Here is a 25478-nt window from a genome sequence, read left to right on the forward strand (position 1 = left end):
AATCTTCTAAACTTTCTTTTTATAATAGATAAATAAGAGGCTTTAAATGGTATGCTCGTAATATTGATTTTAAAAGTTAAATTTTATCATTTATAGACAATTCAGCGTAAGGATCTTTTATGGAAAGCTTTTGAAGAATTTCTCTTTCAAGCTTTTCCATTTGGTGTGCTTCATCATCAGTTTCATGGTCATAACCAAGCAGATGCAAGGTACCATGAACAATCATATGCGTTAAATGGTCTTGAAATGTTTTTCCTTGTTTTTCTGCTTCGAGAATAACAGTTTCTCGCGCAATGACAATATCACCTAGTATGGGACCAGGAGAATTTCCTGCTTTGAGGTGAACAGCAGGAAAGGATAATACATTGGTGGGTTTGTTTTTACCACGCCATTGTGCATTGATTTGTGCCATATGTTCATCATCTGTAAAAAGCAGGCTAATCTCACTTACAATATTCTCCAATGAAACATGATGCATTGTTACCATTAATGCTTTCTCGGTGATATTATAAAGCGTTTTCTCATCATTCCACCCTGCGCTTTTAATCATTATATCAATAATAATCATGATCAATCAAATTCATTTTTTAATGTATCGCACGCTAGTGATTTTTTTTATTTTGCATTGCAGAATCATAATCATAAGCATGAACGATAGCAGCAACAAGCGGGTGGCGTACAACATCTTTTTCATCAAAGTGCACAATTGCAATATTTTTTACATTTGAAAGAATGCGGATTGCTTCAATGAGTCCTGATTTTTGTCCTATAGGCAAATCAATTTGGCTTACATCACCAGTAACGATCATACGTGTTCCTTCTCCAAGACGTGTGAGGAACATTTTCATTTGCATGGGGGTCGTATTTTGTGCCTCATCAAGAATAACAGCGGCATGGGCAAGTGTTCGCCCACGCATAAAGGCAAGAGGAGCAATTTCGATGACACCAGAAGCTAAAATGCGTTCTATTTTTTCAGCGGGTATCATATCATAAAGAGCATCATAAAGGGGGCGTAAATAGGGGTCAACTTTTTCCTTGAGATCACCAGGAAGAAACCCCAGATGTTCTCCAGCTTCAACAGCAGGACGTGAGAGAATAATTCGCTCAACGATACCACGTTCTAGAAGTATTGCAGCATGAGCAACAGCAAGATACGTTTTTCCTGTTCCTGCTGGCCCTACACCAAACACAAGTTCAGTATGCTCCATAGCGCGTATATAAGCATCTTGTGTTGGAGTCCTTGCATGAATTATTTTTTTATGGATACTCAACTGTGCTGGTATACGTTTTGCAGATTTTTGTGTTATGGTGTCCTCTTTCTGCTTCTGTGGCATAGTTGCCATAGCAATCGCTCCTTTTATATCTGATAAAGTGAGCTCTTGATGTGTTTTTGCACGTTCATAAAGCTGCTGCAATACATATCGCGCACGCTTTATAACAGAAATATTGCCATGGATTAAGATCTCATTACCACGTGGGTGAATACTAAGTTTGAGTTTTTTTTCGATATAAGCAAGATTTTCGTCAAATTTACCAAAAACTGCTTTTGCATATTTATTATTTTCGAAAATCAAAACAACTTGACTCGTATCTGAAGCGCTTTCTTGTTCCAAGGGGGTAATTTTTTCAATGTTGGAACTTATTTTTTCTTTAACGCGCTTTATTTTTTTAGTTGAAGCTTTCAGTCTATTCTCCATATCGACATAAATATTAAACATTTTTTTGAAGAAACTTTATAAAAGACAAATCGCTTTTTATAAAAATTCATACTTTAAATGTAATTATTTTCTTTCAAAATAAAAGAGTTTTCAAAAATATTTATTATAAACAATGTTGTAGGGGTATATTTATCTATTGGCCACTTCACCAACAAAACTATTTGAGCTTGCATTTTTAATATGAATTTCTATCACACTACCTGTAGAGGATTCTGTATCGACGACAACAGGTAAAAGCCAAGGGGAACGCCCCACCATTTGCCCTGAGTGACGTCCAGGTTTTTCGATAAGAACATCCGTTTTTTGACCAACTTTAGAACGTAAAAATGTATTTTGCTGTTCAAGGAGAAGAACTTGTAAATGTTGAAGTCGGGCATCTTTTACAGATTCATCAACATGATTTTTCATTGTGGCTCCCACTGTTCCAGGACGGGGGGAATATTTAAAAGAATAAGCTGAACTGTATTGTACTTGTTTAATGAGCTTAATGGTTTCTTCAAAGTCTTCATCTGTTTCTCCTGGAAACCCTACAATAAAATCACCTGAAAATGCAATATCTGGCCGCGCAGCGCGAATTTTTTCGATAAGATGAAGATAATAAGAGCTTTTATGTTGGCGGTTCATCGCTTTTAAGATACGATCTGAACCTGATTGAACAGGCAGATGAAGATAAGGCATTAACATATCAAGATCTCGATGTGCTGCGATAAGGCTATCATCCATGTCACGCGGGTGGCTGGTTGTGTAACGCAAACGCTTTAAACCATCGAGTTTTGCAAGATGATAAAGAAGATCACCAAGACGCCAAGTTTTACCATCAGCACTTTGCCCATGCCAGCCATTGACATTTTGTCCAAGCAGCGTAATTTCTTTAACACCGGCTTCAATGAGTTGACGGGCTTCCTCGGTAATTTGCTCGACGGAGCGCGATATCTCAGCACCCCGTGTATAGGGAACAACACAAAAAGTGCAAAATTTATCGCAGCCTTCTTGTACTGTTAAAAATGCACTAACACCTCGTTTTCTCACGGCACGTTTATTATGGGGCGGCAAATGAGCAAATTTATCTTCAACAGCATAATCCGTTTCGATAATTTTTTTGCCTTGTTTGGCTTTTTCTAATAACTCTGGCAAACGATGATACATTTGCGGACCAATGACAAGATCCACTATTGGAGCACGACGTAAGATTTCACTTCCCTCAGCTTGTGCAACACAACCCGTTACACCAACTGTCAAGGGTTTATCAGGTGTTCGCTCTTGACGCATAACGCGCAAACGACCCAGATCAGAATAAAGTTTTTCTGCTGCTTTTTCACGAATATGACAGGTGTTAACAAGAATAAGATCGGCATCATTTGGCGTTTGTGTTGTCACATAGCCTTGTGAACTGAGACTATCATTCATTCGTTGGCTATCATAAACGTTCATTTGACATCCATAGGTTTTAATAAAAACCTTTTTAGGTGCCACAGGAGATGTATTTTTAGGCGTTACTTTATTCATAGTGCTTGTCTAAATGTTTTTTACATAAATCTCAATCTATTTGCTTAAAAGTTTTTTGCATGATAATTGCGTCACCGCGACCATTTTGAGATGGATAGTAGGCCAGACGTTCAGAAATTTTTTGAAATTCAAAGCGTTGATAAAGGTTTAAAGCAGAAAGATTTGAGGATTCTACTTCCAAGAATAATTTTATAGCGCGCTTATCGTGAAGATGGTGAATTATACGATCGATAAGTAAGGTACCAATTCCTTGTTGACGATAATGAGGATGGACAGCAATTGTGATAATTTCTGCTTCATCAAGAATGAGGCGGCATAGGCAAAAGCCTAAAATTTGATCAGATTTCTCAATGAGAAAGGCTTTGTATCCAAAGATAGAGTGATCTGTTAAAAAGGTATCAAAAGCTTGTTTTCCCCAAGCGGGAGTAAAACAATGTTGATGAATTTGGTAAAGAGCAGCACTATCGTTAATGTGTAGTGGAGCAATTCCAAAATGCTTTTTTGTCGATGAAAATTTAAACATTATTTTTTCGTGGTAAAGCAAAATGGGTTTGTTGTTTTGCATCAGCGCTGCGTAGATAGAGAGGGCAAGGCGAATTTTGTGACTGTTTGTTTTCAGCAAGATAAGCATAGTTCACAATATCTGCTGCTTCACAAGGGATTTTTTCTAGGATAATTTTTTCGTTTATTTTATGGTTTTCAATATGCTGCATAACGATATCAGCCGCTGGGCCAGTCAGTTGGGCTTTGGGGGGCAATTCTTCGAGGATATTTTCAATTGTTTTTAATCCTGGTTCTCCCAAAGGAGTGAGATCCTTATGAAAATTTTGATGGTAGAACATCTCTTTGCCTGCTTCAATGACAACAGTAATTGCTGATGCAGTATTTTCATGGGTTGTGACTTGTGCTGCTAAAGCTTCAAGTGCATTCACTCCAACAGCTGGTATCTCAAGTGCTAATGCCAAAGCGCGTGCTGTAGCAACACCAACGCGCACACCAGTGAACGATCCAGGTCCAACATTGACAGCAATACGTTCAACGTGATCAAGCGTCATATTGGCTTGTGTCATTATTTGTGTAATCTGCCCAATAAGCCTTTCAGCATGTCCTTTATTCATGCGCTCATCGATACGTGCCATAACAGACTTATGACGAATGAGCGCAACAGCACAATAAATTGAAGCAGTATCGATAGTAAGAATAAGCATAAAAACATTTTAATTGAATAAGACGATAGACAAAAGACCTAATATATTTTTAATCTTTTTATTGTCGTATAGTTCATTTGTAAGAAAGTTTCTAGTGCCAATAGGCAACAATATCTTTTTATGGAATAAGAGGAGACGTTGATTGGATCTTTATTTATTTTTGCTGTTAATGAATTGATTTATAATGATAATTTATTGTTTCCGTGTTTAACAAAACTCTTAAACACTAAATCATTGGATATTATAAGATTTTTTCATTTTAAACTCATCAATAAAAACCATTTTCTTACATATCATAAGCAGAGTTGGTGTGTGGATAAAATTATTTAAGAAAGGATCATGTAACTACAAGAGATATTCAACATGGGAAGCTAGAAGTATGATGCTACCGACTTGTTGTTTTACAAGCATAAAGATGGGGCTACACAATAGATTTTATATACGTCATGGCGATTTTCATTATATTATTCACGGACACCATCGTGAAAGGGGGGATAGCGTTTGAGAGGTATTTTAAATACATACATGAATGTACAACATAAATATATTTTTGTTTTTGTCGTTCTTTTCTTCTTAAGAGGTACGATTTCATTTTTGCTCTCATTAAAGAATATATTTTATCAATTTTTATAAAAACTTTAGCTTTATGAGAGCAGAGATGAAAGAAATAGTATTATTTTGATACTCTTCCATTGCAAATCATTATGAACTGAAAAGCCAATTGAGAGAGCTCTTTTGATAGTTTTATGAAAGAGCTGATTTTATATTGGCAAGTCTTAGGATTGATTGCATGCTCCATTAAACAAAGAAACAACAACATTTTAAAATGAAATATGATTTAAATCATTCAATTGTATCATGATAAGGCTACAAATACCGAGAATAATTATGGAACAGGTTGAAGCCAAGATAACGCGCCGTCCTGCTTTTTTTAATGAGCGGATATCGACGCTTAGTCCTAATGCGGCCATTGAAATGACTGTGAACAATTGAGCAATCAATTTGATAGGATTAAGAGTTGTGTCAGGAATAAGCTTACTCGAGCGCATTAACATCATCATAATAAAACCAATAATAAACCATGGAACAAGAGTATGTAAACGAAAGCGTGTTTCTGCTGAGCGGCGATAGATGATTGAGAGAGCAAAAATAACAGGGCCTAACATGAGAACGCGTACCAATTTAACAACAGTTGCAATTTGAACACTGGCAAAAGAAACAGATGCGGTTGCTGCTAAAACTTGTGGTACAGCATAAACAACCATACCGGCAAGCACACCATATTGGTTAAATGATAAATTCAGAAATGGATGTGCAAAAGGAAGGAGTAAAATGATAACAACTCCTAAAAGAGCAGTAAAAGCAATTGATGCAGCAATCTCTTCGTGTTTTGCTTTAATGACGGGTGCAACGGCAATGATAGCGGAGTTCCCACAAATAGCATTTCCGCATGCAACGAGCATAGCTAAATGCGTAGAAAGCCCAAAAATTCGACCGATAATAAAGCTGAGAATAATTGCTACAAATATAACAAATACAATGCTTGCAAGTAAACTCCAACCAGCGGAAAGAACAGCATGAATACGAATGCTTGCTCCTAGAAGAACAATAGCAATTTCGAGAAGTGTTTTGGCACAAAAGGTGATACCTTTTTGAAAGTATGTTGGCAAAGTAAAACAACTGCGGGTAATAGAACCTAAGAGAATTGCCAAAACAAGACTTTCAAGCCATGCTTGCCCAAAAAGCTGCTTTTCTACTACTTCTAAACCATATGCTAAAGCTGATATGAGTAAACATGCTAAAATACCAGGGCCAAAGTTGTGTAAAAGTGAGAGATTTTTCTTTAGCATTTAAATATTTCCTCGTCATTAAAGAGCTAAAGGCTAAGAGGAAAAAGTTTTAAAGATTTGTTCGTGCTTGTACGGCTGCTGCTAAAGTTCCATCATCAAGATAATCGAGCTCGCCTCCTACAGGAACACCATGAGCAAGTCTCGTAATTTTAACTGAAAAATTAGAAAGTTGATCGGTGATGTAGTGGGCAGTTGTTTGTCCTTCGACAGTCGCATTAACAGCAAGAATAATCTCCGTAATTGGATTTTGTACAACGCGTTGTATTAAGGAAGCTATGTTGAGTTCGTCAGGACCTATTCCATCTAAGGGAGAAAGTCGTCCACCCAATACATGATAACGTGCGGCTAAAGTTTTTGCGCGCTCAAGAGCCCATAGATCAGCAATATCTTCAACAACAATGATTGTTGTATCATCACGTCGCGAATCTGTACAAATTGAACAAGGATCAACAGTATCGACATTTCCACAAACAGAACAAATGCCGACTTTTTCTATAGCTACTTGTATTGCTGCTCCTAAAGGCTCCAGCAATGTTTCCTTTTTTTTAATAAGATGAAGTGCCGCACGACGCGCTGAACGCGGACCAAGACCTGGCAACCGTGCTAAGATTTGAATGAGACGTTCAATCTCAGGTCCTGCAATGTATTTAGACATATATTTTGCACCATGGGGAACCCCCCGTTTCATTAAAATGGCAACTTGAAATTTGATGGAAGGGGTAGACCTGCTGTTATACTTTTGGTTTTCTCTTCTATTGCGATTTCGATTTTTGTTCTTGCTTCATTATAAGCTGTTATAATAAGATCCTCAAGAATTTCAGCTTCCTCAGGCTTGAGTAGTGAGGGATCAATTTGAATTGCTGTTATAATATTTCTGCCATTTAAAGTGATATTGACAAGATCACCCCCTGCAGCGCCGGTATCTTGCAGATTAGCCACTTCTACCTGAATTTTCTGCATTTTCTCTTGCATTTCTTTGGCTTTTTTCATCATGCTCATCATTTCACGCATAGGTATCCTTATTCATCATTGCTATCATTTTTATTTATAAAGAGATTAGTATTTTTAAAGGTATCGGGGGGTAAATCAAGACCATTTTCTTCTCTATTAAGTCGAATATCGACAATTTTTGCTTCTGGGAAATGGTTGAGGATTTTTGCGATATCAGGATCTGTTTCAGCATGGGAAAAAAGAGTCTTTTGAATCGCTACACTTTCTTCTTGTAAGGTTGGACCGCCTCCTTCATTAACAAAAGTTATCACATAGCGTTTTTTAGCCCATTGAGAGATTTTTTTTTCGATATCGTGAGCAAGAAATTGTGGGGTATTTTCGGAAAGTCTTAAAGTAATATGTTCAGTTTCAAAAGAAACAGGATGAACAAATTCTTTAACAAGGAGCTTGAAAGGCACGTCATTATGCTGTTCGGCTAATTTAACAATATCGTGCAAAGAATTAATTACGAGAGTTTTAGGTTCACTAATCTCTTCGACTGGTTGCGTGACACAAGGTGATAAATTTGTAATATTTTCAGAACAATCAGTAGATTGAGAAGTTTCAAGAGTTTCCGTTACTTCTTGAGCTTTGGCATTATCATGTGTTTGACTTTTCACAAAATTCTCTGGTTTTAAGGAGCGGTCTAATTGGTCTTGCAAGGATATTTTAAGGTCTGATTGATTTGGTAATGTACTTGAAACGCTTGAGGAATCATGGACATCAATAGTTGTTTTTTGTGTTATATTATTGGTATCTCTAGCGTCATGAGAAGAGTTTGCAACGAACGTGAGAGGTTTTTTTTCTTGCGTAAGTTTTTTTAAAGCTTCATCAAGAGTTGGGAGATCAGCTGTGTGTGCAAGACGAATTAAAAGCATTTCAGTTGCTTGCAGTGGACGTGCAGTTTGGTTAACTTCTTGTAAACCTTTGAGCAACATTTGCCAATTTCGGGATAAAACAGGAACGGAAAGTTTTTTTGAAAAGTCTAAACTTCTTAAACGTTGTTCTTCAGTGAGTGAAAAATCTTCCACTATTTCTGGTGTAAAACGTAAACGTGTGACCAGATGATTAAAATCGGCTAATTCTGTTAATATAGTAAGGGGATCAGCGCCTGCATCATATTGACTGCGTAATTCATGTAATGCATGGACAACATCGCCCTTCATGATAAATTCAAAGAGATCAATAATACGTGCTTGATCCGCCAATCCTAACATTGGACGCACTGCGTCGGCATTGACATTGCCATTGCTATGGGCAATCGCTTGATCAAAAATAGATAATGCATCACGTGCAGAGCCTTCTGCAGCACGAGCAATCATAGAGAGAGCTTGATCTTCTACTTCGACCTTTTCATATTTCGCAATTTGGCGTAAATGCGCACTCAAAGTTTTTGATTCAATCCGTCGCAAATCAAAACGTTGGCAACGCGAAAGAATTGTAATGGGAACTTTGCGAATTTCTGTTGTAGCAAAAATAAATTTTACATGGGATGGTGGTTCTTCAAGAGTTTTCAACAAACCATTAAAGGCTTGCGTTGAGAGCATATGGACTTCATCAATAATATAAACCTTATAGCGCGCGGAAACAGGACGATAGCGTATTTGTTCAATAATTTCACGAATATCGTCAATGCCTGTATGAGAAGCGGCATCCATTTCTATAACATCAATATGGCATCCTTCGATAATTTGTGTGCAATGTTCGCCAAGAGAGTCCAATACAGTTGTTGGTTGATCAATATCTTTTGTTTTATAATTGAGTGCACGCGCCAAAATACGCGCTGTTGTGGTTTTACCTACACCACGAATCCCTGTTAACATCCACGCTTGTGCGATACGACCTTTTTCAAAGGCGTTGGTGAGAGTACGCACCATAGCTTCCTGACCAATGAGGTCAGAAAAGTTTTGAGGTCGATATTTACGAGCAAGAACACGATAGGCTGTTTCTACCGGTACATTTTCCATGAATGTTTCCAACTTCGAAGTTCTTTATGCGCATATTTTGATCATACACAAAGCATAGGTCAATACTGTACTCTCATATAAAAGGATTTTTTCTCAATCAAATTATTTTTACGGGATCATTTGCTAAAAAAACCAAATCCCTTGACTTGCTGCATACAAATGCTGTTCTGAAGATTAAATACCTTGCTAAGACCTAGCATAAAAATAATCTCTTCAGCAAGATAGGAGGCTGGTACGATGACCCGTACTAAAAACCCGTTAGGGCTGCTTCTTTCCAGACCTGACCCAGTTGGCGAGCAGTTCGTCCACCACCAGCCTCCCAAGTTCATATTGTCGATTTGGAACGAAAAATCAAGCTCAGAAATGAAAAATATCATAAGAATGAGAAAGAATTTTTCTTTTACGTTTAATTTATTAAGATATAAACAACAAAGAGATTGAGGATTTATTCGTTTTTATGGCGGTCGCTATTCATATTTATTTTGTTTAAAATATTTKCTTCGTTTAAGATAATGGTGAGTTGTTAGGATACGCTTATTCGCTCAAACCTGTAAGATTTTAGGATAGATATGTCTGTTCTAAAACGATGAAATTAAATCATAGAAAATTTGCAACAGTAAAAAAGGCCAATAAAGCACAGAGATCTTACATGAGTTGAAAGAGGGAAGTTAGAGGAAGAGTACTCTTTATGAATCATTATAAATATTGATTAAATGGTGTTACTCTCCTTGTGCAAAACACCCCACCCCAAACAGAATAAATTAATGTTATCCATTCACATGGCTTTAGAGAAATATTTTTCTATGCTCCGAACGCTATTTCACAACATTGCACGTAAAGAATATACGTACTCCCTGAAGTGTAAAGACATTGTGCACTACCATCTTTATAGTTCATGTAAAGGATATCCGGCATCTTCATACTATTAACAACCCCCAATGTTGTGATCCCTTGCATATAAGAGCCCTTGTATATAAGAGAATGTATAAGAGGAATTTTATTCTTTTTTGCAATCGCCTTTATCCACACACCATTCCTCCTTATAACTTTCAAGGAGACAAATTTAATGGGTTTAATGTGAAAATCAAAAACTTATTATGATAAGTCGATATTTTATAATACTTCTCTCATTTCTATAATGAATAAGAATATCAAATACGTAATATTTTTTCTTTTAACATATATGAATACCACTTTATTAAGGAGAGAAAAGCGAGATAAACTGTTTCATAAGTTTGAATGAATATGATTTAAAATAGAATTGAGTTTATAGCACTCATAGCCCTAAAAAATGTGATGCGGGTTGTTTGTATGGATCGTAGGAGATGCAGTTATATAGTGGAATAGCTCTTTTCGTTTTTTTGATTTATTATTATTGAGAAAAATGAGAAACACGCCTATGGATCTGAAAAATGTTACTTCTCTTCTTAATTTAAGTGATTTGTGTAAATGCATTTTATAACGCTTTAAGCTGAATCTATTACCAAAGGCAGAACTTGTTTTCCTGATTGAAAAAACAGCCTGATGGTAGAGAATACAGAGCCATTTAAATGGCTGCAAAAGTTCTTTAAATATTTATTTTCTCTATCAGCAAAAAACTTCCACAAATCCAGCTTTAATAATTCATCATGCCAGATTTTTTTGAAAAAACTAAAAAAAGGGCAATCTTACTGAAACTTAGATGTTGATGAGAAATATTATTAATCATAATCTCCTGTATCACAATTTGTTCCAATAACTTTTTTCTTCGTAATATTTTTGAAAATATAATTTCCTGATGAAGGAAAGCTAATATGAAGAGATTTTATATTTTTCAATGTAAAGATCTTCTTTTCTTTATCGTGGATTATTTTCTTTTCCTCATCAACAACAATTTTTAATTTGTCTAAATCAGAAAGAGAAGAGTACGATAAAGTAAAGGATACCTTCTTTGGTTTAAAGAACTCGCAAAAATATTCAGCTCCCTGACGGACTATATCGGAGGGAATAATTGTAACACTTTCATCTGGTGCAAAAACCCATTTGTTCTCACCAAATCCAGCAAACGCAACACTAGAGCAGGCGAGAATATTTGCAGCCAATAACCCTTGCGTGAAGATTTTTTTCATTATCCTCTCCTTTTTTCTTAAAGTAGGATGAATCATAAATCAATTTTTATAGATAGGAAAGTTTAAAGGGAAGACAAAAATATGGTTAAACGATATCTTATAGTTTGATAAAAACATTTTGAAAGTTACTTAAACTCAAGAGATTTTGTTATCTCGAATATACTCTGATGATAAGTTAAATTGTTTTTAGGGCTAATTGAGACGTTCGTTATTTTTATTGGGATAAACTGCTATAAGAAATAATATCTTTTCTTAAGAATCTTTCTTTTATATGAAGGAAAATGGAGGGTCCAAGTACTTTCATTTTTGGTTATTTTTTCTTTACATAGATCTTTGTACACGTTGAATTGCTATAATGTAATTTGTCAAAAAACATTATCAAAGCAATTGATATATTCCGTTATCAGACGCTATTCCTCTTTTTCTGCTTTAGCTTCATGATGAGGCGCGTTTAGTATAAAAAACGAGTTTTTCTAAGACACATTGCATCATAGGATTTTCTTCGATATCAGCGAAAAATGCTGGTGGTTTTATTTCTTTTATATTTTATATATGCGTTGTTCGATCGTTTTGTGCTGGATAAGTACCGATAATACGCAATTCCGCAGAAAAGAAAGATAATTCTTCTAAGGCAAGTTTCATCATGGGATCTTCAGGATGTCCCTCAATGTCAACAAAGAATTGTGTTGCATTGAAATTTCCACCGATTTGATAGCTTTCTAATTTTGTCATATTGATACCATTTGTTGCAAATCCTCCCATAGCCTTATAGAGAGCAGCAGGGACATTGCGCACTCGAAAAAGAAGACTAGTGATAATTTTTTCACCATTTATAGGTTTTGGGACATGTCGTTTGGATCGTGAAAGGATGACAAAACGGGTAATATTATGAGGGTTATCTTCAACATCTCTTTCAAGAATATCAAGCCCGTAGAGTTCTGCTGCGATCAGAGGTGCTAAGGCTGCTTGTGAACGTTGAGCACTTTTTTTAATAAATCTCGCAGCTCCAGCTGTATCCGCAAAAACAACAGGTTTCCAACCGTTGTTTCGTATGATTTTTCGGCATTGTGCAAGGGCATGTGTATGACTATGGACGGTTTTAATTTCGTCATGGGTAACGCCGGGCAACACCATTAATTGAAAATGGATAGGTAAAAAATATTCATCAATAATATAAAGTGACGATTGTGGTAAAAGATGATGAATGTCTGCAACGCGTCCAGCAAGAGTATTTTCAATCGGGATCATAGCAAGATCAGCTTTCCCATTTTCCACCAAATTAAGGGCGTCTTCAAAAGTAGCGGAAGGTACAGCATCCATATCGGGGAACATATTAGAGCAAGCAATATGGGAATTAGCACCATATTCCCCTTGGAAAGAGATCTTATTAGTTTTTTTGAGTGTTTTCATGCTAAAATCTTACGTACTTTATCCAGATCACGTTGTGTATCTACACCTAAAGGAATCGTATCGACTATTTCCACATCGATGCGCATATTATGTTCTAATGCACGTAATTGTTCAAGTTTTTCACGCATCTCGAGTGTAGAAGGTTTGAATAATACAAATTTTTCAAGTGCTTCGCGTCGATAGGCGTATATTCCAATATGATGATAAAGAGGACCATCTCCATAGGGAGCTGTGGCACGAGTGAAATAAAGAGCACGAAGGCGATTTTGAGAAAGCGGTGTCCCAATGATTTTGACAACATTGGGATCTCTTTTTTCACTTTCTTCAATGATTTGAGAACCCAAGGTTGCAATATCGGTAAAACTATTTTCTAAAGGACGTAGCGCATGAATGATTTCACGAGGCGTGATTGTTGGGAGGTCACCTTGTATATTTAAAATAGCATTGTAGCGTTGTTCAGGATCAATACGCATCAAAGCTTCATAAATGCGATCAGAACCAGACTTATGATCACCTCGTGTTACGATATATTCGTGCCCATACTCTGCAACAGCTTTGGCGATATCATTGTGATCTGTTGCAACGATTGTGCGCCCTATTGCTGCTTTTTTGGCTTGTTCTGCGACATGAACAATCATCGGCTTTCCACCGATTCCAGCAAGAGCTTTTTGAGGAAGGCGGGTTGATCCCATACGGGCAGGAATAAGAATAATCGGTTTAAGAGTCATTGCAAGATTCCAAACGTCGTCTGTGCTGTATTTATGATGTTGTGTGTTATAAAGAAAAAGCTTAAACTAAAAATGGTAATGAAACCGTGAACATTTGAGTTTTTATGAATCTCTGGAAAGCTATCTATTTCATTGGCGCTTGTTTATGTGTGCTGGTTATTATTATGGGGATTTCAACACTCAGCGATATAGTTTACGATCATTCTACATTAGTCCAAAGTTACCACACAGCCAACAAGAATGATATATTTAAAGAAAAACAAAAAGAATCTAACGTTTCTATATCACTCAATAGCCGCCTTCAACAAGGCGATTTTGAAAATGGGCGTAAAATTTTTCGTCAATGTGCCATATGCCATACTTCTGGACGCAATCAAGCAGGGCGCGTTGGTCCAGTTCTTTGGGAGATTGTTGATCGTCCTTTGGCATCAACAACGGGTTTTGCGTATTCACGAGTGCTGCGCGCTCATTCTGATCAAAAATGGGATTTTGTAACGTTAGATCGTTATCTGCGTTCTCCACGTGAAACATTTCCAGGGACCACGATGTCTTTCCGTGGAATTAAAAATGACCAAGATCGTGCCGACCTTCTGCTTTATTTACGCAGTCTATCCGATCATCCTGTTGCCATACCAATGGATGATAATAAAGCGAACGAGCCAAACTAACTTATACCATAGATGGCTTATTTTAGACAGAAGGATGGTTTTTGGTAATTTTAATTTCAAGGTTTTATCTAAAGAGCTTTTATGGGTGTTTTGATAGGGGCAATGCCTCCCATATAAAACAGAATACACTTAAGCGTTGCATATTTCTATTTGTTTTAAAGAGATTTTTTAAAAAAAATGCACGCTTTACCCTGTCATCTGCAGATTGGTTTTCAAGACCTGTTTACTTCACTTTTTCCACATATGCCTTTTCTACATATGCTTGTCTGTGAAATTATTTCTGAAGGATTATCTCTTCATGAGTGATAGCTTTTTGCTTTTGAATGCAATAATTGTGTCATTAAAGCTCTACATGAGGTTTATCTTAATTCTTCTATACACATCAATCTCCATGTATTTTTCTTATGGACAGAGACAATTGATTGTTCTTATACGTGCAATAATCCTAAGCTGCATTGTATGATGTTTGATGAATAGTGTTTTCTCTTGAGGTTAGAGGTGTAGCTACAGATCATTGACCTTGTATAGTATCGATAATTAAAATACGATTTAGATTATTTATTAATGGGTTATGGTCTGAAGGACGCACTTTCATGAGGAAAAATTTTATGCGTGAAGAGAAAAATAGTTGAATAGGGTTCTGCGGATTATATTTTTACCCACTTCGAAAATTCTTTACACAAGAATATTGATAGCAGCTTCGTTTGCACGAGTATCTCATCATTTATAAAAGGTGACATGAAATGAGGCTGATAATCCATTATAGGTATTTTTTCACAAAAGGTCTTCAATTTTTATGCTAAGTTTAATCATTCTTATTGTTTACAGCATTTTAATGATTTTTGGTAAAACATCAGTGTTTTAGTTTCAATCCATATCGCGAGAGTTTTGAAAATGAGTAGGAACAAAATCATGATTCTCTAAGCTTATTCCTTAACAGCTTAAGGTTTTTTCTTTGGAATTTGATCGTTTATAGGTAACAACATTAAATTGCGCTAGTAATCCATTATAGAGAAGGAGCTTTCCTACTAATGGATCTCCGATATTTGTGATCATTTTAATCGCTTCCATGGCTTGTAGGGTTCCAATAACGCCGGGTAAAACACCGATGATTCCAGCTTCAGCACATGTTGGAATAGTATCGGGAGCAGGAGGGGTGGGGAATAAATCGCGATAGTGAGGGTTATTGTCTTTATACGGCATAAGGACGGTTAATGAGCCATTAAAACGTTCTACAGCGCCACTTATTAAAGGCTTTTTGCATTGGGCAGCGTGATCAGCAAGAAGATAGCGTGTGGTAAAATTATCACTTCCATCAACAATGATATGGTAGGCATTGATCAGTTTATCCACATTACTTTTATTTAAGCGTAGGGTGTGTTTTTCAACTATAACATGGGGATTTATTGCTTTTATAGTGGTTTCAGCACTGTCTGTTTTGCTTTGGTTGATTGCATTTGTCTTATGAATAACTTGGCGTTGTAAATTGGAAAGTGAAACAGTATCGTTATCGACAATTCCAAGGGTTCCAACACCTGCGGCAGCCAAATAAGTTAAGACAGGTGCTCCAAGTCCACCAGCACCCACAACAAGAACACGCGCTTTTTTGAGCTTTTGTTGCCCCGCTCCGCCAATCTCAGGCAAAATGATGTGACGTGCATAGCGTTCGATTTCTTCATTATTGAATTTTGTATCTGTTTCTTGTGTCATGAATTTTCTCTTGTCATCGTTATTTTATTGTTTACTAAGTTTATGGTGCATAAACCAGTCTGTATTTAGGATAGGGAGGATTTATTTATGAAAATTGCCATTCAGATGGATCATATTTCAACAGTTCGGATTCAAGGAGATACGACATTTGCACTGGCTTTAGCAGCACAAGAACGTAGACACTCTCTTTTTCATTATACACCAGATCGTTTATCTCTGTGCGATGGTTGTGTGATTGCACGACTAGAATCATTGACTGTCCATGATGAAGAGGGGAACCATTATCAATTAGGAAAACCTGTTCGTACGGAGTTAACAGATATGGATGTAGTTCTTTTGCGCCAAGATCCGCCTTTTGATCTCAATTACATCACTACGACTCATTTATTAGAACGTATTCATCCTAAAACACTTGTTGTGAATGATCCGGCATGGGTACGCAACAGTCCAGAAAAAATTTTTGTGACTGAATTTTCTGATTTAATGCCAGAAACATTAATTACTAAAGATATTGAAGAAATAACAGCTTTTAGAGAGACATTTGGCGATATTATTGTTAAACCGCTTTATGGGAATGGGGGGGCAGGTGTTTTTTATTTAAAACAAGATGATCGCAATTTAGCATCGCTTCTGGAAATATTTGCAGATATTTATCGCGAACCTTTTATTGTTCAGCGCTATTTAGAGGCAGTACGACAAGGAGATAAACGGATTATTTTGCTTGATGGTAGGCCTGTTGGAGCCATTAATCGAGTTCCGACAAAAACAGATGTACGTTCTAACATGCATGTTGGAGGTCGTGCAGAAAATGTTGAGTTGACAAAACGTGATTATGAAATTTGTGAACGTATTGGTCCAGCCTTAAAGGAGCGTGGTCTTCTTTTTGTGGGAATTGATGTCATTGGAGATTATATAACAGAAATCAATGTCACATCTCCTACAGGAATTCGTGAAATTAAGCGCTTTTGTGGTACAGATGTTGCGCATCTGTTTTGGGAGGCGATTGAGCTCAAACGTTCAAATTAATTTACACAAGGCTCAACCATGGTATTGTAAAAATGGTCCATGTTGTTTTTTTATATTTGTTATGTGGCAAATGTGAACTAAAATGGCCGTATGATATAAATTAAGAGGCTTTATCCTCAATTTTTAGGGAGTTTATAGATGAGCAGAGTCTTATCAATTGGAGTGGTATTGATTTTTGCGTTACTGCTTTCTGTAAATATAGGCAGCGCACGCGATCAAATCCAAGTTACTGGCTCATCTACAGTTTTACCTTATCAAAAGATTGTTGCTGAGACATTTGGAGAAATTTATCCTCATTTTAAGGTTCCTGTTATCGAATCGGGTGGAACAGGAGCGGGGATTAAGGAATTTTGTCGTGGTATTGGAGAAAACACCGTTGATATTGTTAATGCTTCGCGAACAATGAAATCGAGTGAATTACAGTCTTGTTTTAATGCTGGTGTAAAAGATATTGAGGAAATACGCATTGGGTATGATGGCATTGTTTTTGCAACAGACATTAAGGGGCCTGATTGGAAATTACAGCCGGTAGATGTTTATAAAGCCCTTGCGGCTCGAATTATCATAGACGGCAAGTTGCAGCCTAATAATGTTTCGAAATGGAATGCCGTCAATAGTGCTCTTCCTGATTGGATGATAGCCGCCTATATTCCTGGGGAGAAGCACGGAACGCGTGAAGTTTTTGAAGAAAAATTACTTGCTATGGGGTGTAAAGAGAGTGGAGCAGTTGAGGCGATGAAGTCTTTAGGAATGGATGATAAAGAGATATACGCAGCTTGTATTGCTGTGCGTAAGGATGGAAAAGCGATTGATATTGATGGTGATTATTCTGAAACACTTGCGCGTCTAACTTCGAATAAAACAGGGGTTGGTATTTTGGGTTTGTCTTTTTATCAAAATAATGCCGATAGGCTAAAGGTTGCTAATATTAATGGTTTTGCGCCAACAGTTGAGACAATTTCGAGTGGACAATATCCGGTTTCTCGTCCACTTTTTTTCTATATTAAGAAAGCACATTTAGATATTGTTCCAGGTTTGCGAGAATATGTTGATTTTTTTCTTTCTGATCAAATGATTGGTCCAGAGGGGCCTTTGGCTGAATATGGTTTGATTGTTTCTCCCGAAACAGAGCGCCAAGCACAGCGGTCTAATTTTTCTGCTGGTCAGATAATGATGTTGAAATAATTTATAGGATTGCCGGAGTAGGCATTTTTGGTGCTATTTTTTTGTAAAAACTGAAAGATAAAATGCGCATTTCCTTCATCGTTTTTTTGTTATTGCTTCTTGGATTTTGTGGTTTTTGTATTTCCTATATGCGAGCACGCAGTCTTGAGTACAGACAACATAAAATGCATTCTCGTGCGTATTATTATGGCTGGTGGACATTTTTGATTACGGTTATTCCAGCTTCTATTTTTTTAATTTTTTGGGATGCTGGGAGTATAATTTATTTAGAATATAATGCCTCTCGAGAGCTTTTGGCATATAGTGCGCATACCACAGAATCTGTCAATCATGATCTACTTTGGGAGACTCTTCGAAGTATCGTCAAAATGATTCACCGCTTTGAAGGGGATCTTTCTACCGCTTCCTATAAGGAAGTGCAGGCACAATTACTGGCAAAAGGATTGATTTTATCTCATGAAGTATCGGATGATGTATTCAAAATAGCACGGTCATGGGTGTTTTCTTCTAAAAAGCTTCAGTTTGTTGGTTATGGTTTCCTTTTTGCTATTGCCTCCTTTGGTTTTATCTGTGGAATAATACAAATTGCGCCTCATCAACGTGCGCGCAATAAGGTTGAATCTTTAATTATTGTTGGCTTGGCTTGTGCTTCTATCGTTGCTGTTTTGACGACAATAGCCATTGCACTTTCTCTATTCTTTCAGACAATAAGTTTTTTCCAGTCTGTATCCTTTTCAAATTTCTTTTTAGGAACAGTTTGGGATCCGCGTTTTTCCGCGAGCGGTTCAAGCGATGAAGTGGGACAATTTGGTTTAATACCGCTCCTTGCTGGTACGCTTTATATTGCATTTGTCGCTATGCTTTTTTCTGTACCTATAGGATTATTTTCAGCTCTTTATATGGCCGAGTATGCTTCTGGGCGATTGCGTGCAATTGTAAAGCCATTGTTAGAAGTTCTTGCAGGAATCCCAACCATTGTTTACGGTTTTTTTGCTTTAAAGGTTGTAGGACCGTTTTTACGTGATCTGTCTGTTTCTCTCTCAGATGGAGTTAGTTTTATTATGGCACAAAGTGTTTTGACTGCTGGCGTTGTGATGGGAATTATGTTGATTCCTTTTGTTTCCTCTTTGTCGGATGATGTTATTATGGCTGTTCCACGTATTTTACGTGAAGGTTCTTATGGTTTAGGGGCAACGCAATCTGAAACAATTAAGAAAGTTATTATACCAGCAGCACTTCCAGGGATTATGGGGGCCATTTTGTTGACGGCATCGCGTGCCATTGGGGAAACAATGATTGTCGTTTTGGCAGCAGGCGTTGCAGCAAACTTAACACTCAATCCTTTTGAAGCAATGACCACAATGACTGTTAAGATTGTTAATCAATTGACCGGTGATTTTGAGTTTAACTCTCCACAAACTCTGGTGGCTTTTGCCTTGGGGATGACACTCTTTGTGATGACACTCTTGATGAATATTCTCGCTCTTTATATTGTGCGTAAATATCGGGAACAATATGAATGAATGAAGATTTTTTTCCTCGTCGCAATATTAGCCTTAAGCGTCGCTATTGGGCTGAGCGTCGTTTTCGTGCCTATGGTTTAATTGCTATTTTTATTGGTTTGTTTTTTTTATTTGCGCTTTTATGGTCTATCATTAGTCAAGGCTATACAGCTTTTTTTCAAAGTGAAATGATATTATCGATTTATTTGGATGAAAAGATTATTGATCCAAGTGGTCAACGTCAAACAAAACCACAAGTCCTCATAACAGCGAATTATCCGCTTCTTGTACGCAATGCATTAGCGAAGAAACTTGGTATTGATCAAAAGGATCGAGCTTCTCTGCGGGACATTAACCGTATGTTTTCAAAAGGTGTCCGTGTTCAACTGCGTGAAATGGTGACAAAGAATCCAAAGCTGATTGGCACAATGCAAAAGATCAAAGTTTTAACTGCTGCGGATATCGATTCTGCTTATAAGGGGCAGATTGATTTGCAGGTAGCAGAAAAAAATCGTAAGGTTTCTAATCGGCAAATAGAATGGATCAAGCGTTTAGCCCGTGATGGCACGCTTTATAAAACATTTAATATTGGTTTTTTTACATTTGGCGCTTCAAGTCGTCCTGAGACTGCGGGATTAGGTGTTGCGATAATCGGTTCTCTTTATATGATAGGCATTGTTTTATTGGTTTCACTCCCGATAGGCATAGCAACGGCTCTTTATTTGGAAGAATATGCACGTAAAAATAAATTTACAGATTTTATTGAGGTTAATATCAATAACCTTGCCGCTGTTCCTTCGATTGTGTTTGGTCTTTTAGGACTTTCTGTTTTTGTTAATTTTTTAGGATTACCACGTTCAGCCTCTTTTGTTGGTGGTCTTGTTTTAGCACTCATGACTCTTCCCACGATCATTATTGCGACCCGTTCTGCTTTGCGGGCTGTTCCTCTTTCTATTCGTTCGGCTGCTTTAGGGTTGGGGGCATCAAAAACACAAATGATTTTTCATCATGTTGTTCCTTTAGCAGCGCCTGGTATTTTAACAGGTACGATTATTGGAGTAGCTCAGGCTCTAGGTGAAACAGCACCTTTACTTTTGATAGGCATGGTTGCCTTTGTTGTTAATATTCCTACGACTCCCATGGATCCAGCAACAGCTTTACCTGTTCAAATTTTTATGTGGGCGGGTGAAGCAGAGCGCGCTTTTATTGAAAAAACGTCAGGGGCCATTATTGTATTAATGATTTTTCTTGCGATCATGAATATTTCTGCAGTTTTTTTACGTCGACGATTTGAACGCCGCCAGTAATTTTAAGAAAATAACAACTTCGATAGGATTTTCGTAAGGTGAGTTTTTGTAATGAAGATTAAAATGCGTGGTCAAGATGTGAAGGTTTCTTATGGAGACAAAGAAGCACTTCATGGTATTACACTTGATATTCCTGAACACCAAGTGATTGCTTTAATTGGTCCATCAGGATGTGGGAAGTCGACTTTTTTGCGTTGTTTTAACCGTATGAATGATACGATTGAAGGGGCTAAAATAACGGGTCTTATTACTTTAGACGGGGAGAATATTTATGACCAGAAAATTGATATTGTAGAATTACGCGCTCGTGTTGGGATGGTTTTCCAAAAGCCTAGTCCTTTTCCAAAATCTATATTTGAAAATGTTGCCTATGGGCCGCGCATTCACGGTTTAGTGAAAACGCGCGCCGAATTACATGATGTGGTTGAAAGGAGTTTGAGGCAGGCTGGTTTGTTTGAAGAAGTAAAAGACCGTCTTCATGATCTTGGAACAAGTTTATCGGGAGGACAACAACAGCGTTTGTGTATTGCGCGTGCCATTGCGGTTAGTCCCGAAGTTATTTTGATGGATGAGCCTTGTTCAGCTCTTGACCCCATTGCAACGGCTCGGATTGAAGAGCTTATCGATTCGTTACGGCAAAATTATACAATTGTTATCGTAACACATTCCATGCAACAAGCGGCACGTGTTTCTCAATATACAGCCATGTTTCATTTAGGACATTTGGTCGAAGTTGGTGCAACTGAAATGATCTTCACCTCACCAAAAGAACAACGGACGCAAGATTATATTACAGGGCGTTTTGGATAGGTGAATTGAGGAGTATAAGAGATGTCTATGAACCATACTGTTCGTTCTTATGATGCAGAGCTAAAATATCTAAAAGCAAGAATTACAGAAATGGGAAGCCATGCAGAAAGAATGATAGAACGTTCTGTTGCATCGGTTGTATGGAGTGATCTTCAACTTGCAACGGAAGTGATTGCCGATGATGTGTTTTTAGATGAGACAGAACGTGATATTGATGAAAAAGCGGTTGCTATTATTTGCAAGCGCCAACCGATGGCTGTAGATTTGCGTGAAATTATTGGAGCCATTCGTATTTCTTCTGATCTTGAGCGGATTGGGGATATGGCCAAAAATATTGCTAAGAGGGCTGTTGCTCTTTCGGAAATACGTCAATCCGCGTCCTTTTATCATGGGCTTGAAACAATTACAGCTTTAGCACTTAATCAGTTAAAAGAAGTTTTAAATGCTTATACGAGTCGCCGATTAGAGCGTGTTGATGCTGTGCGTGAGCGTGATGAGAAGATTGATACGTTGTATACTTCTCTTTTTCGTGAGCTTTTAACATATATGATGGAAGATATGCGCAATATTACAGTTTGTACACACTTACTATTTTGTTTAAAAAATATTGAACGAATTGGTGATCATGTTACCAATATTGCTGAAATGTTGCATTATATTATAACGGGTTCTCATATGTCTTCTGATCGTCCTCGCGATGATCTTACGTATAAAGTTGGCGTAGATGAAAAGAAAATAGATTAAATTTTCTTAGATATTAAAATAGGTTGGTAGATACATTGAGCATTTTTTAGAAGTACAGCTATAGAAAGAATATGATAACCGTCTTATGGAAAAACACAAAGAAGCAACAAAGGGTAGCATGGCAAGATTGTTAACTCTTGATTTGACATCATTGTATATTGGGTGATAGCATCACTCATACTATGGTCGGAGGGGGATTTTCTTTCTGGTCATTTTGCTAAAACTTTTATATTAAAGGGGATATCTGTATTATTTTTTTCAATATTGATGCAAAGAGTTTTGGTATCCAGATCTTTTTTGCTAGTTTTTTGTATGTAATATGTAGAATAAATGGATAGTGTTATTTTATTGTGATTGAAACGTGTTGGTTGTTATAGGTCTATATTGTGCCATGAGGAGTGGCAATATTGATTGATAAATTAAGAGTTTTTTATTTTTTATTCCGCATAGATAGTTTTTGATTACCACTTGTATTAAAATTTTACTGAGTGGTAACGATTAGTTGTGTACTTTATTGAGAGATACATTTAAAGCTCATTTCAAAATTTGAATAGCTCAGAGATTATAGGAATGTGTTGCATAAGATGAAAAAAAATTGTTGGAATGTTTTTGTTACCTTTTGCGTAGCGCCGTTGTTTGTTGTGGGGTGTGCTGCAAACCATTTAGATGCTGGAAAAGTCAATAATAAGAATACAAAAACAGTTACGTATCCGTTGACAGAGCGCCAATGTCTTATGCGTGCAATGTATTTTGAATCAAATCGCTCTAGTCGTGAAGGAATGATTGCCGTTGGAACAGTTGTTATGAATCGTGTTAATTCAACGGCCTATCCCAAGACAATTTGTGGTGTTGTTGGTCAATATAAGCAATTTGCTCCTGGTGTTTTAACGCGTCCTATGACGGAAAAAGCATCTGTTGCTCGTGTAAAAGAGGCTGCTGATGCTGTTTTACGAGGTGAACGAGATAAGAAAGTTAAACACGCTAAGTTTTTTCACACCGCTGGTTTGTCTTTTCCTTATAAAAACATGCACTATGTTCATGTTGCAGGGGGCAATGCTTTTTATGAAAAGCGATCACGCGATGGATCACTTCAAGTTCCCACGGATAATCGCCCTTATGATGTTGCTTATGCTTTTGCCCAAGAACGTTCTGGTCATGCGCCAAGCTTTATCGATGAAGGCTTAGAAGGTAAGGGAATAAAAGCAGAGAAAAGTGCATCTTCTCCAACAGAAGTCGCACGGTCCAAGGCGGTACAACCTACGTCTTTTGCTATGGTACAGCTTGATAAAGTTCCTATTCCCACTTATGCGCCTCAACATCTCGTTAGGAAAGAGGATAATAAAACAATTATGGCGTTGCCTTCATCAGATCAGTTAAATGCAATTGTTGCAATGTTAGAAAAACGACACAGAAACTGATAAGTTTTTGTGCGACCAAAGAAGGGTTTTACACCCCATCGAAGTTTATGAATTAAGTGGATCCTTTAGCACTAAGAGCACCTACGAATATAGGTAGAGAGAGTGCACTTAAAGGATCTTGAAAAACAATTTAGAGTATGACGGCGTAAAGATACGCATTTTATTTAAAGAAGGGTATGGGTAATGTACTTTGATATTCATGAGATAATTTCGCCTGAGATGCTTAATCGTCTTGCAGAAATTACAGTAAAAGTGGGGTTAAATTTACAAGAGGGGCAGGATCTTGTTTTGACTGCTCCAGTTTCAGCTCTTCCTTTTGTTCGGCGTATTGCATATCATGCCTATAAGGTTGGTGCTGGTGTCATTACACCAATTTTTAGTGATGATATGTTATCGCTTACACGTTTTGAAAATGCCCATACGGCTAGTTTTGATTGTGCTCCTTCTTGGCTCTATGAGGGAATGGCGAAGGCTTTTGAAAATGGGGCTGCACGTTTAGCAATTGTTGGGGATAATCCTTTACTCCTTTCCAATCAAGATTTTGATAAGGTTTCACGTTTAAATAAAGCCACTTCAATGGCTTATCAGCCGGCACTCAAGAAAATATCAAATTTTGCTATCAATTGGTCGATTGTTGCATATCCAACAGCAGGGTGGGCTGAGGCGATGTTTCCTTCCTTACCGCTTAATGAGGCGATTAAAAAATTAGCTGATGCAATTTTTTCTGCTTCACGTGTTACAGGAGAAGATCCAGTGCAGGCGTGGACTGTCCATAATACAAATTTGAAGAAACGATCATTTTGGCTGAATGAGCAGCGTTTTTCTGCCTTGCACTTCACAGGACCAGGGACTGATTTAACAGTTGGTTTGGCAGATGATCATGAATGGCATGGTGGTGCATCGGTGGCTCAAAATGGTGTTGTTTGCAATCCTAATATTCCGACAGAAGAAGTTTTCACAACGCCTCATGCTCATAAGGTTGAAGGCTTTGTTCGCTCAACAAAACCTCTTTCCTATCAAGGAACACTGATTGATGATATTGAAGTGCGTTTTGAAGCAGGGCGTATTGTTGAGGCCCGCGCCTCAACAGGTGAGGCAGTTTTACAGCAGGTTTTACAAAGTGATGAGGGTGCAAGCCGATTGGGCGAAGTTGCCCTTGTGCCTCATTCTTCACCAATTTCTAAGAGTGACCTTCTTTTTTATAATACCTTATTTGATGAAAATGCCGCCTGCCATATTGCTTTAGGGCAGTGTTATTCCAAATGCTTTTTAGATGGAGCGTCATTAACACCAGAAGAGATTGCAGCACGTGGTGGTAATAAAAGTGTTATTCATATTGATTGGATGATTGGCTCTGGTGAAATTGACATAGATGGTATTACGCAGGCAGGTGTAAGAGTTCCTGTCTTTCGTAAGGGTGAATGGGCTTAATTCTGTTATGTCGTAAAAGACGCCATTTGAGGTAGGTCGAGTCTTCTTGACATGGGAAGCATTTTTAGAGTACGTGAATGTATTCAAGACAGTGCTTGATCGTGGAACCTTTTGTTAGAATCACATGAGTATGAAGCCAAGTGAAGTCCACGCGACAAGAATTGCGGTTGTTTGCAGACGAGGTGGGGTGAA

22 protein-coding genes and 1 other RNA gene are annotated in these 25478 nt (G+C 37.4%); 9 read left to right on the forward strand and 14 right to left on the reverse strand.

What is annotated here, in order from left to right; all coding sequences use genetic code 11:
- Window positions 1-76 precede the first annotated feature (76 nt).
- From ybeY to CEV08_RS02280, 13 genes are all read right to left on the reverse strand, one after another.
- Window positions 77-568 (reverse strand): rRNA maturation RNase YbeY, encoded by a 492-nt coding sequence (gene ybeY / locus CEV08_RS02215; protein ID WP_100130158.1) that lies wholly within the window; start codon window positions 566-568, stop codon window positions 77-79.
- Between the two features lie 34 nt (window positions 569-602).
- Entirely contained in the window at window positions 603-1685 is a 1083-nt protein-coding gene (locus tag CEV08_RS02220; protein ID WP_100130208.1) for a PhoH family protein, read from the reverse strand.
- Window positions 1686-1847: 162 nt separating this feature from the next.
- On the reverse strand, window positions 1848-3224 hold the full coding sequence (gene miaB / locus CEV08_RS02225; RefSeq protein WP_100130159.1) for a tRNA (N6-isopentenyl adenosine(37)-C2)-methylthiotransferase MiaB: 1377 nt from the start codon (window positions 3222-3224) through the stop codon (window positions 1848-1850).
- A gap of 31 nt (window positions 3225-3255) precedes the next feature.
- Entirely contained in the window at window positions 3256-3747 is a 492-nt protein-coding gene (rimI, locus tag CEV08_RS02230) for a ribosomal protein S18-alanine N-acetyltransferase (protein ID WP_100130160.1), read from the reverse strand.
- On the reverse strand, window positions 3740-4432 hold the full coding sequence (gene tsaB, locus CEV08_RS02235) for a tRNA (adenosine(37)-N6)-threonylcarbamoyltransferase complex dimerization subunit type 1 TsaB (RefSeq protein ID WP_100130161.1): 693 nt from the start codon (window positions 4430-4432) through the stop codon (window positions 3740-3742). Before tsaB ends, rimI begins: the two co-directional genes overlap by 8 nt.
- An 821-nt stretch (window positions 4433-5253) precedes the next feature.
- The gene (locus tag CEV08_RS02240; RefSeq protein ID WP_100130162.1) at window positions 5254-6282 is read right to left on the reverse strand and encodes a YeiH family protein; all 1029 of its coding nucleotides are present in this window, start codon (window positions 6280-6282) and stop codon (window positions 5254-5256) included.
- Between the two features lie 49 nt (window positions 6283-6331).
- Complete coding sequence (gene recR / locus CEV08_RS02245; protein WP_100130163.1) at window positions 6332-6937, reverse strand: recombination mediator RecR; 606 nt, start codon at window positions 6935-6937, stop codon at window positions 6332-6334.
- A gap of 32 nt (window positions 6938-6969) precedes the next feature.
- Complete coding sequence (locus tag CEV08_RS02250; protein ID WP_100130164.1) at window positions 6970-7293, reverse strand: YbaB/EbfC family nucleoid-associated protein; 324 nt, start codon at window positions 7291-7293, stop codon at window positions 6970-6972.
- Between the two features lie 8 nt (window positions 7294-7301).
- On the reverse strand, window positions 7302-9239 hold the full coding sequence (locus CEV08_RS02255; RefSeq protein WP_100130165.1) for a DNA polymerase III subunit gamma/tau: 1938 nt from the start codon (window positions 9237-9239) through the stop codon (window positions 7302-7304).
- Between the two features lie 221 nt (window positions 9240-9460).
- An RNA gene (gene ffs / locus CEV08_RS02260) (signal recognition particle sRNA small type) lies at window positions 9461-9559 on the reverse strand.
- A gap of 1380 nt (window positions 9560-10939) precedes the next feature.
- Complete coding sequence (locus CEV08_RS02270; RefSeq protein WP_100130167.1) at window positions 10940-11347, reverse strand: hypothetical protein; 408 nt, start codon at window positions 11345-11347, stop codon at window positions 10940-10942.
- A gap of 546 nt (window positions 11348-11893) precedes the next feature.
- Window positions 11894-12757, reverse strand: a complete 864-nt coding sequence (locus CEV08_RS02275) for a prephenate dehydratase (protein WP_100130168.1) — start codon at window positions 12755-12757, stop codon at window positions 11894-11896.
- Window positions 12754-13485, reverse strand: coding sequence for a 3-deoxy-manno-octulosonate cytidylyltransferase (locus CEV08_RS02280; protein ID WP_100130169.1), 732 nt, complete (start codon window positions 13483-13485; stop codon window positions 12754-12756). Before CEV08_RS02280 ends, CEV08_RS02275 begins: the two co-directional genes overlap by 4 nt.
- 104 nt (window positions 13486-13589) lie before the next feature.
- Between CEV08_RS02280 and CEV08_RS02285 the strand changes: the two genes are divergently transcribed.
- Window positions 13590-14153, forward strand: coding sequence for a c-type cytochrome (locus CEV08_RS02285; RefSeq protein WP_100130170.1), 564 nt, complete (start codon window positions 13590-13592; stop codon window positions 14151-14153).
- 933 nt (window positions 14154-15086) lie between these two features.
- On the opposite strand, the gene CEV08_RS02290 is transcribed toward CEV08_RS02285, so the two are convergent.
- A complete protein-coding gene (locus CEV08_RS02290; RefSeq protein ID WP_100130171.1) occupies window positions 15087-15863 on the reverse strand; it encodes a molybdopterin-synthase adenylyltransferase MoeB in 777 nt (258 codons plus the stop codon).
- Window positions 15864-15950: 87 nt separating this feature from the next.
- Here CEV08_RS02290 and gshB point away from each other — a divergent pair, with 87 nt between their 5' ends.
- The 8 genes from gshB (at window position 15951) to CEV08_RS02330 (ending at window position 25286) form a co-directional block, all read left to right on the forward strand.
- Window positions 15951-16889 carry a glutathione synthase gene (gene gshB / locus CEV08_RS02295; protein ID WP_100130172.1) on the forward strand — a complete coding sequence of 313 codons (939 nt, stop codon included), beginning with the start codon at window positions 15951-15953 and terminating at the stop codon, window positions 16887-16889.
- Window positions 16890-17027: 138 nt separating this feature from the next.
- Window positions 17028-18074, forward strand: a complete 1047-nt coding sequence (locus tag CEV08_RS02300) for a substrate-binding domain-containing protein (RefSeq protein ID WP_100130173.1) — start codon at window positions 17028-17030, stop codon at window positions 18072-18074.
- A gap of 62 nt (window positions 18075-18136) precedes the next feature.
- Window positions 18137-19597 carry a phosphate ABC transporter permease subunit PstC gene (gene pstC, locus CEV08_RS02305; protein ID WP_100130174.1) on the forward strand — a complete coding sequence of 487 codons (1461 nt, stop codon included), beginning with the start codon at window positions 18137-18139 and terminating at the stop codon, window positions 19595-19597.
- Window positions 19594-20883, forward strand: a complete 1290-nt coding sequence (gene pstA, locus CEV08_RS02310; RefSeq protein ID WP_100130175.1) for a phosphate ABC transporter permease PstA — start codon at window positions 19594-19596, stop codon at window positions 20881-20883. Before pstC ends, pstA begins: the two co-directional genes overlap by 4 nt.
- A gap of 51 nt (window positions 20884-20934) precedes the next feature.
- Entirely contained in the window at window positions 20935-21693 is a 759-nt protein-coding gene (gene pstB, locus CEV08_RS02315) for a phosphate ABC transporter ATP-binding protein PstB (RefSeq protein WP_100130176.1), read from the forward strand.
- A 21-nt stretch (window positions 21694-21714) separates the two neighbouring features.
- Window positions 21715-22437, forward strand: coding sequence for a phosphate signaling complex protein PhoU (gene phoU, locus CEV08_RS02320; RefSeq protein ID WP_100130177.1), 723 nt, complete (start codon window positions 21715-21717; stop codon window positions 22435-22437).
- Window positions 22438-23021: 584 nt separating this feature from the next.
- Window positions 23022-23855, forward strand: a complete 834-nt coding sequence (locus CEV08_RS02325; RefSeq protein WP_100130178.1) for a cell wall hydrolase — start codon at window positions 23022-23024, stop codon at window positions 23853-23855.
- Between the two features lie 183 nt (window positions 23856-24038).
- Window positions 24039-25286, forward strand: a complete 1248-nt coding sequence (locus CEV08_RS02330; RefSeq protein WP_100130179.1) for an aminopeptidase — start codon at window positions 24039-24041, stop codon at window positions 25284-25286.
- The last annotated feature ends 192 nt before the right edge of the window (window positions 25287-25478 follow it).

Source organism: Bartonella tribocorum, from assembly GCF_002778015.1.
Classification (GTDB): domain Bacteria; phylum Pseudomonadota; class Alphaproteobacteria; order Rhizobiales; family Rhizobiaceae; genus Bartonella; species Bartonella tribocorum_B.

Coding starts and splice junctions, on each gene's coding strand:
- ybeY (WP_100130158.1), bottom strand. CDS start 568: ATGATTATTATTGATATAATGATTAAAAGCGCAGGGTGGAATGATGAG.
- miaB (WP_100130159.1), bottom strand. CDS start 3,224: ATGAATAAAGTAACGCCTAAAAATACATCTCCTGTGGCACCTAAAAAG.
- rimI (WP_100130160.1), bottom strand. CDS start 3,747: ATGTTTAAATTTTCATCGACAAAAAAGCATTTTGGAATTGCTCCACTA.
- tsaB (WP_100130161.1), bottom strand. CDS start 4,432: ATGCTTATTCTTACTATCGATACTGCTTCAATTTATTGTGCTGTTGCG.
- CEV08_RS02240 (WP_100130162.1), bottom strand. CDS start 6,282: ATGCTAAAGAAAAATCTCTCACTTTTACACAACTTTGGCCCTGGTATT.
- recR (WP_100130163.1), bottom strand. CDS start 6,937: ATGTCTAAATACATTGCAGGACCTGAGATTGAACGTCTCATTCAAATC.
- CEV08_RS02250 (WP_100130164.1), bottom strand. CDS start 7,293: ATGCGTGAAATGATGAGCATGATGAAAAAAGCCAAAGAAATGCAAGAG.
- CEV08_RS02255 (WP_100130165.1), bottom strand. CDS start 9,239: ATGGAAAATGTACCGGTAGAAACAGCCTATCGTGTTCTTGCTCGTAAA.
- CEV08_RS02270 (WP_100130167.1), bottom strand. CDS start 11,347: ATGAAAAAAATCTTCACGCAAGGGTTATTGGCTGCAAATATTCTCGCC.
- CEV08_RS02275 (WP_100130168.1), bottom strand. CDS start 12,757: ATGAAAACACTCAAAAAAACTAATAAGATCTCTTTCCAAGGGGAATAT.
- CEV08_RS02280 (WP_100130169.1), bottom strand. CDS start 13,485: ATGACTCTTAAACCGATTATTCTTATTCCTGCCCGTATGGGATCAACC.
- CEV08_RS02285 (WP_100130170.1), top strand. CDS start 13,590: ATGAATCTCTGGAAAGCTATCTATTTCATTGGCGCTTGTTTATGTGTG.
- CEV08_RS02290 (WP_100130171.1), bottom strand. CDS start 15,863: ATGACACAAGAAACAGATACAAAATTCAATAATGAAGAAATCGAACGC.
- gshB (WP_100130172.1), top strand. CDS start 15,951: ATGAAAATTGCCATTCAGATGGATCATATTTCAACAGTTCGGATTCAA.
- CEV08_RS02300 (WP_100130173.1), top strand. CDS start 17,028: ATGAGCAGAGTCTTATCAATTGGAGTGGTATTGATTTTTGCGTTACTG.
- pstC (WP_100130174.1), top strand. CDS start 18,137: ATGCGCATTTCCTTCATCGTTTTTTTGTTATTGCTTCTTGGATTTTGT.
- pstA (WP_100130175.1), top strand. CDS start 19,594: ATGAATGAAGATTTTTTTCCTCGTCGCAATATTAGCCTTAAGCGTCGC.
- pstB (WP_100130176.1), top strand. CDS start 20,935: ATGAAGATTAAAATGCGTGGTCAAGATGTGAAGGTTTCTTATGGAGAC.
- phoU (WP_100130177.1), top strand. CDS start 21,715: ATGTCTATGAACCATACTGTTCGTTCTTATGATGCAGAGCTAAAATAT.
- CEV08_RS02325 (WP_100130178.1), top strand. CDS start 23,022: ATGAAAAAAAATTGTTGGAATGTTTTTGTTACCTTTTGCGTAGCGCCG.
- CEV08_RS02330 (WP_100130179.1), top strand. CDS start 24,039: ATGTACTTTGATATTCATGAGATAATTTCGCCTGAGATGCTTAATCGT.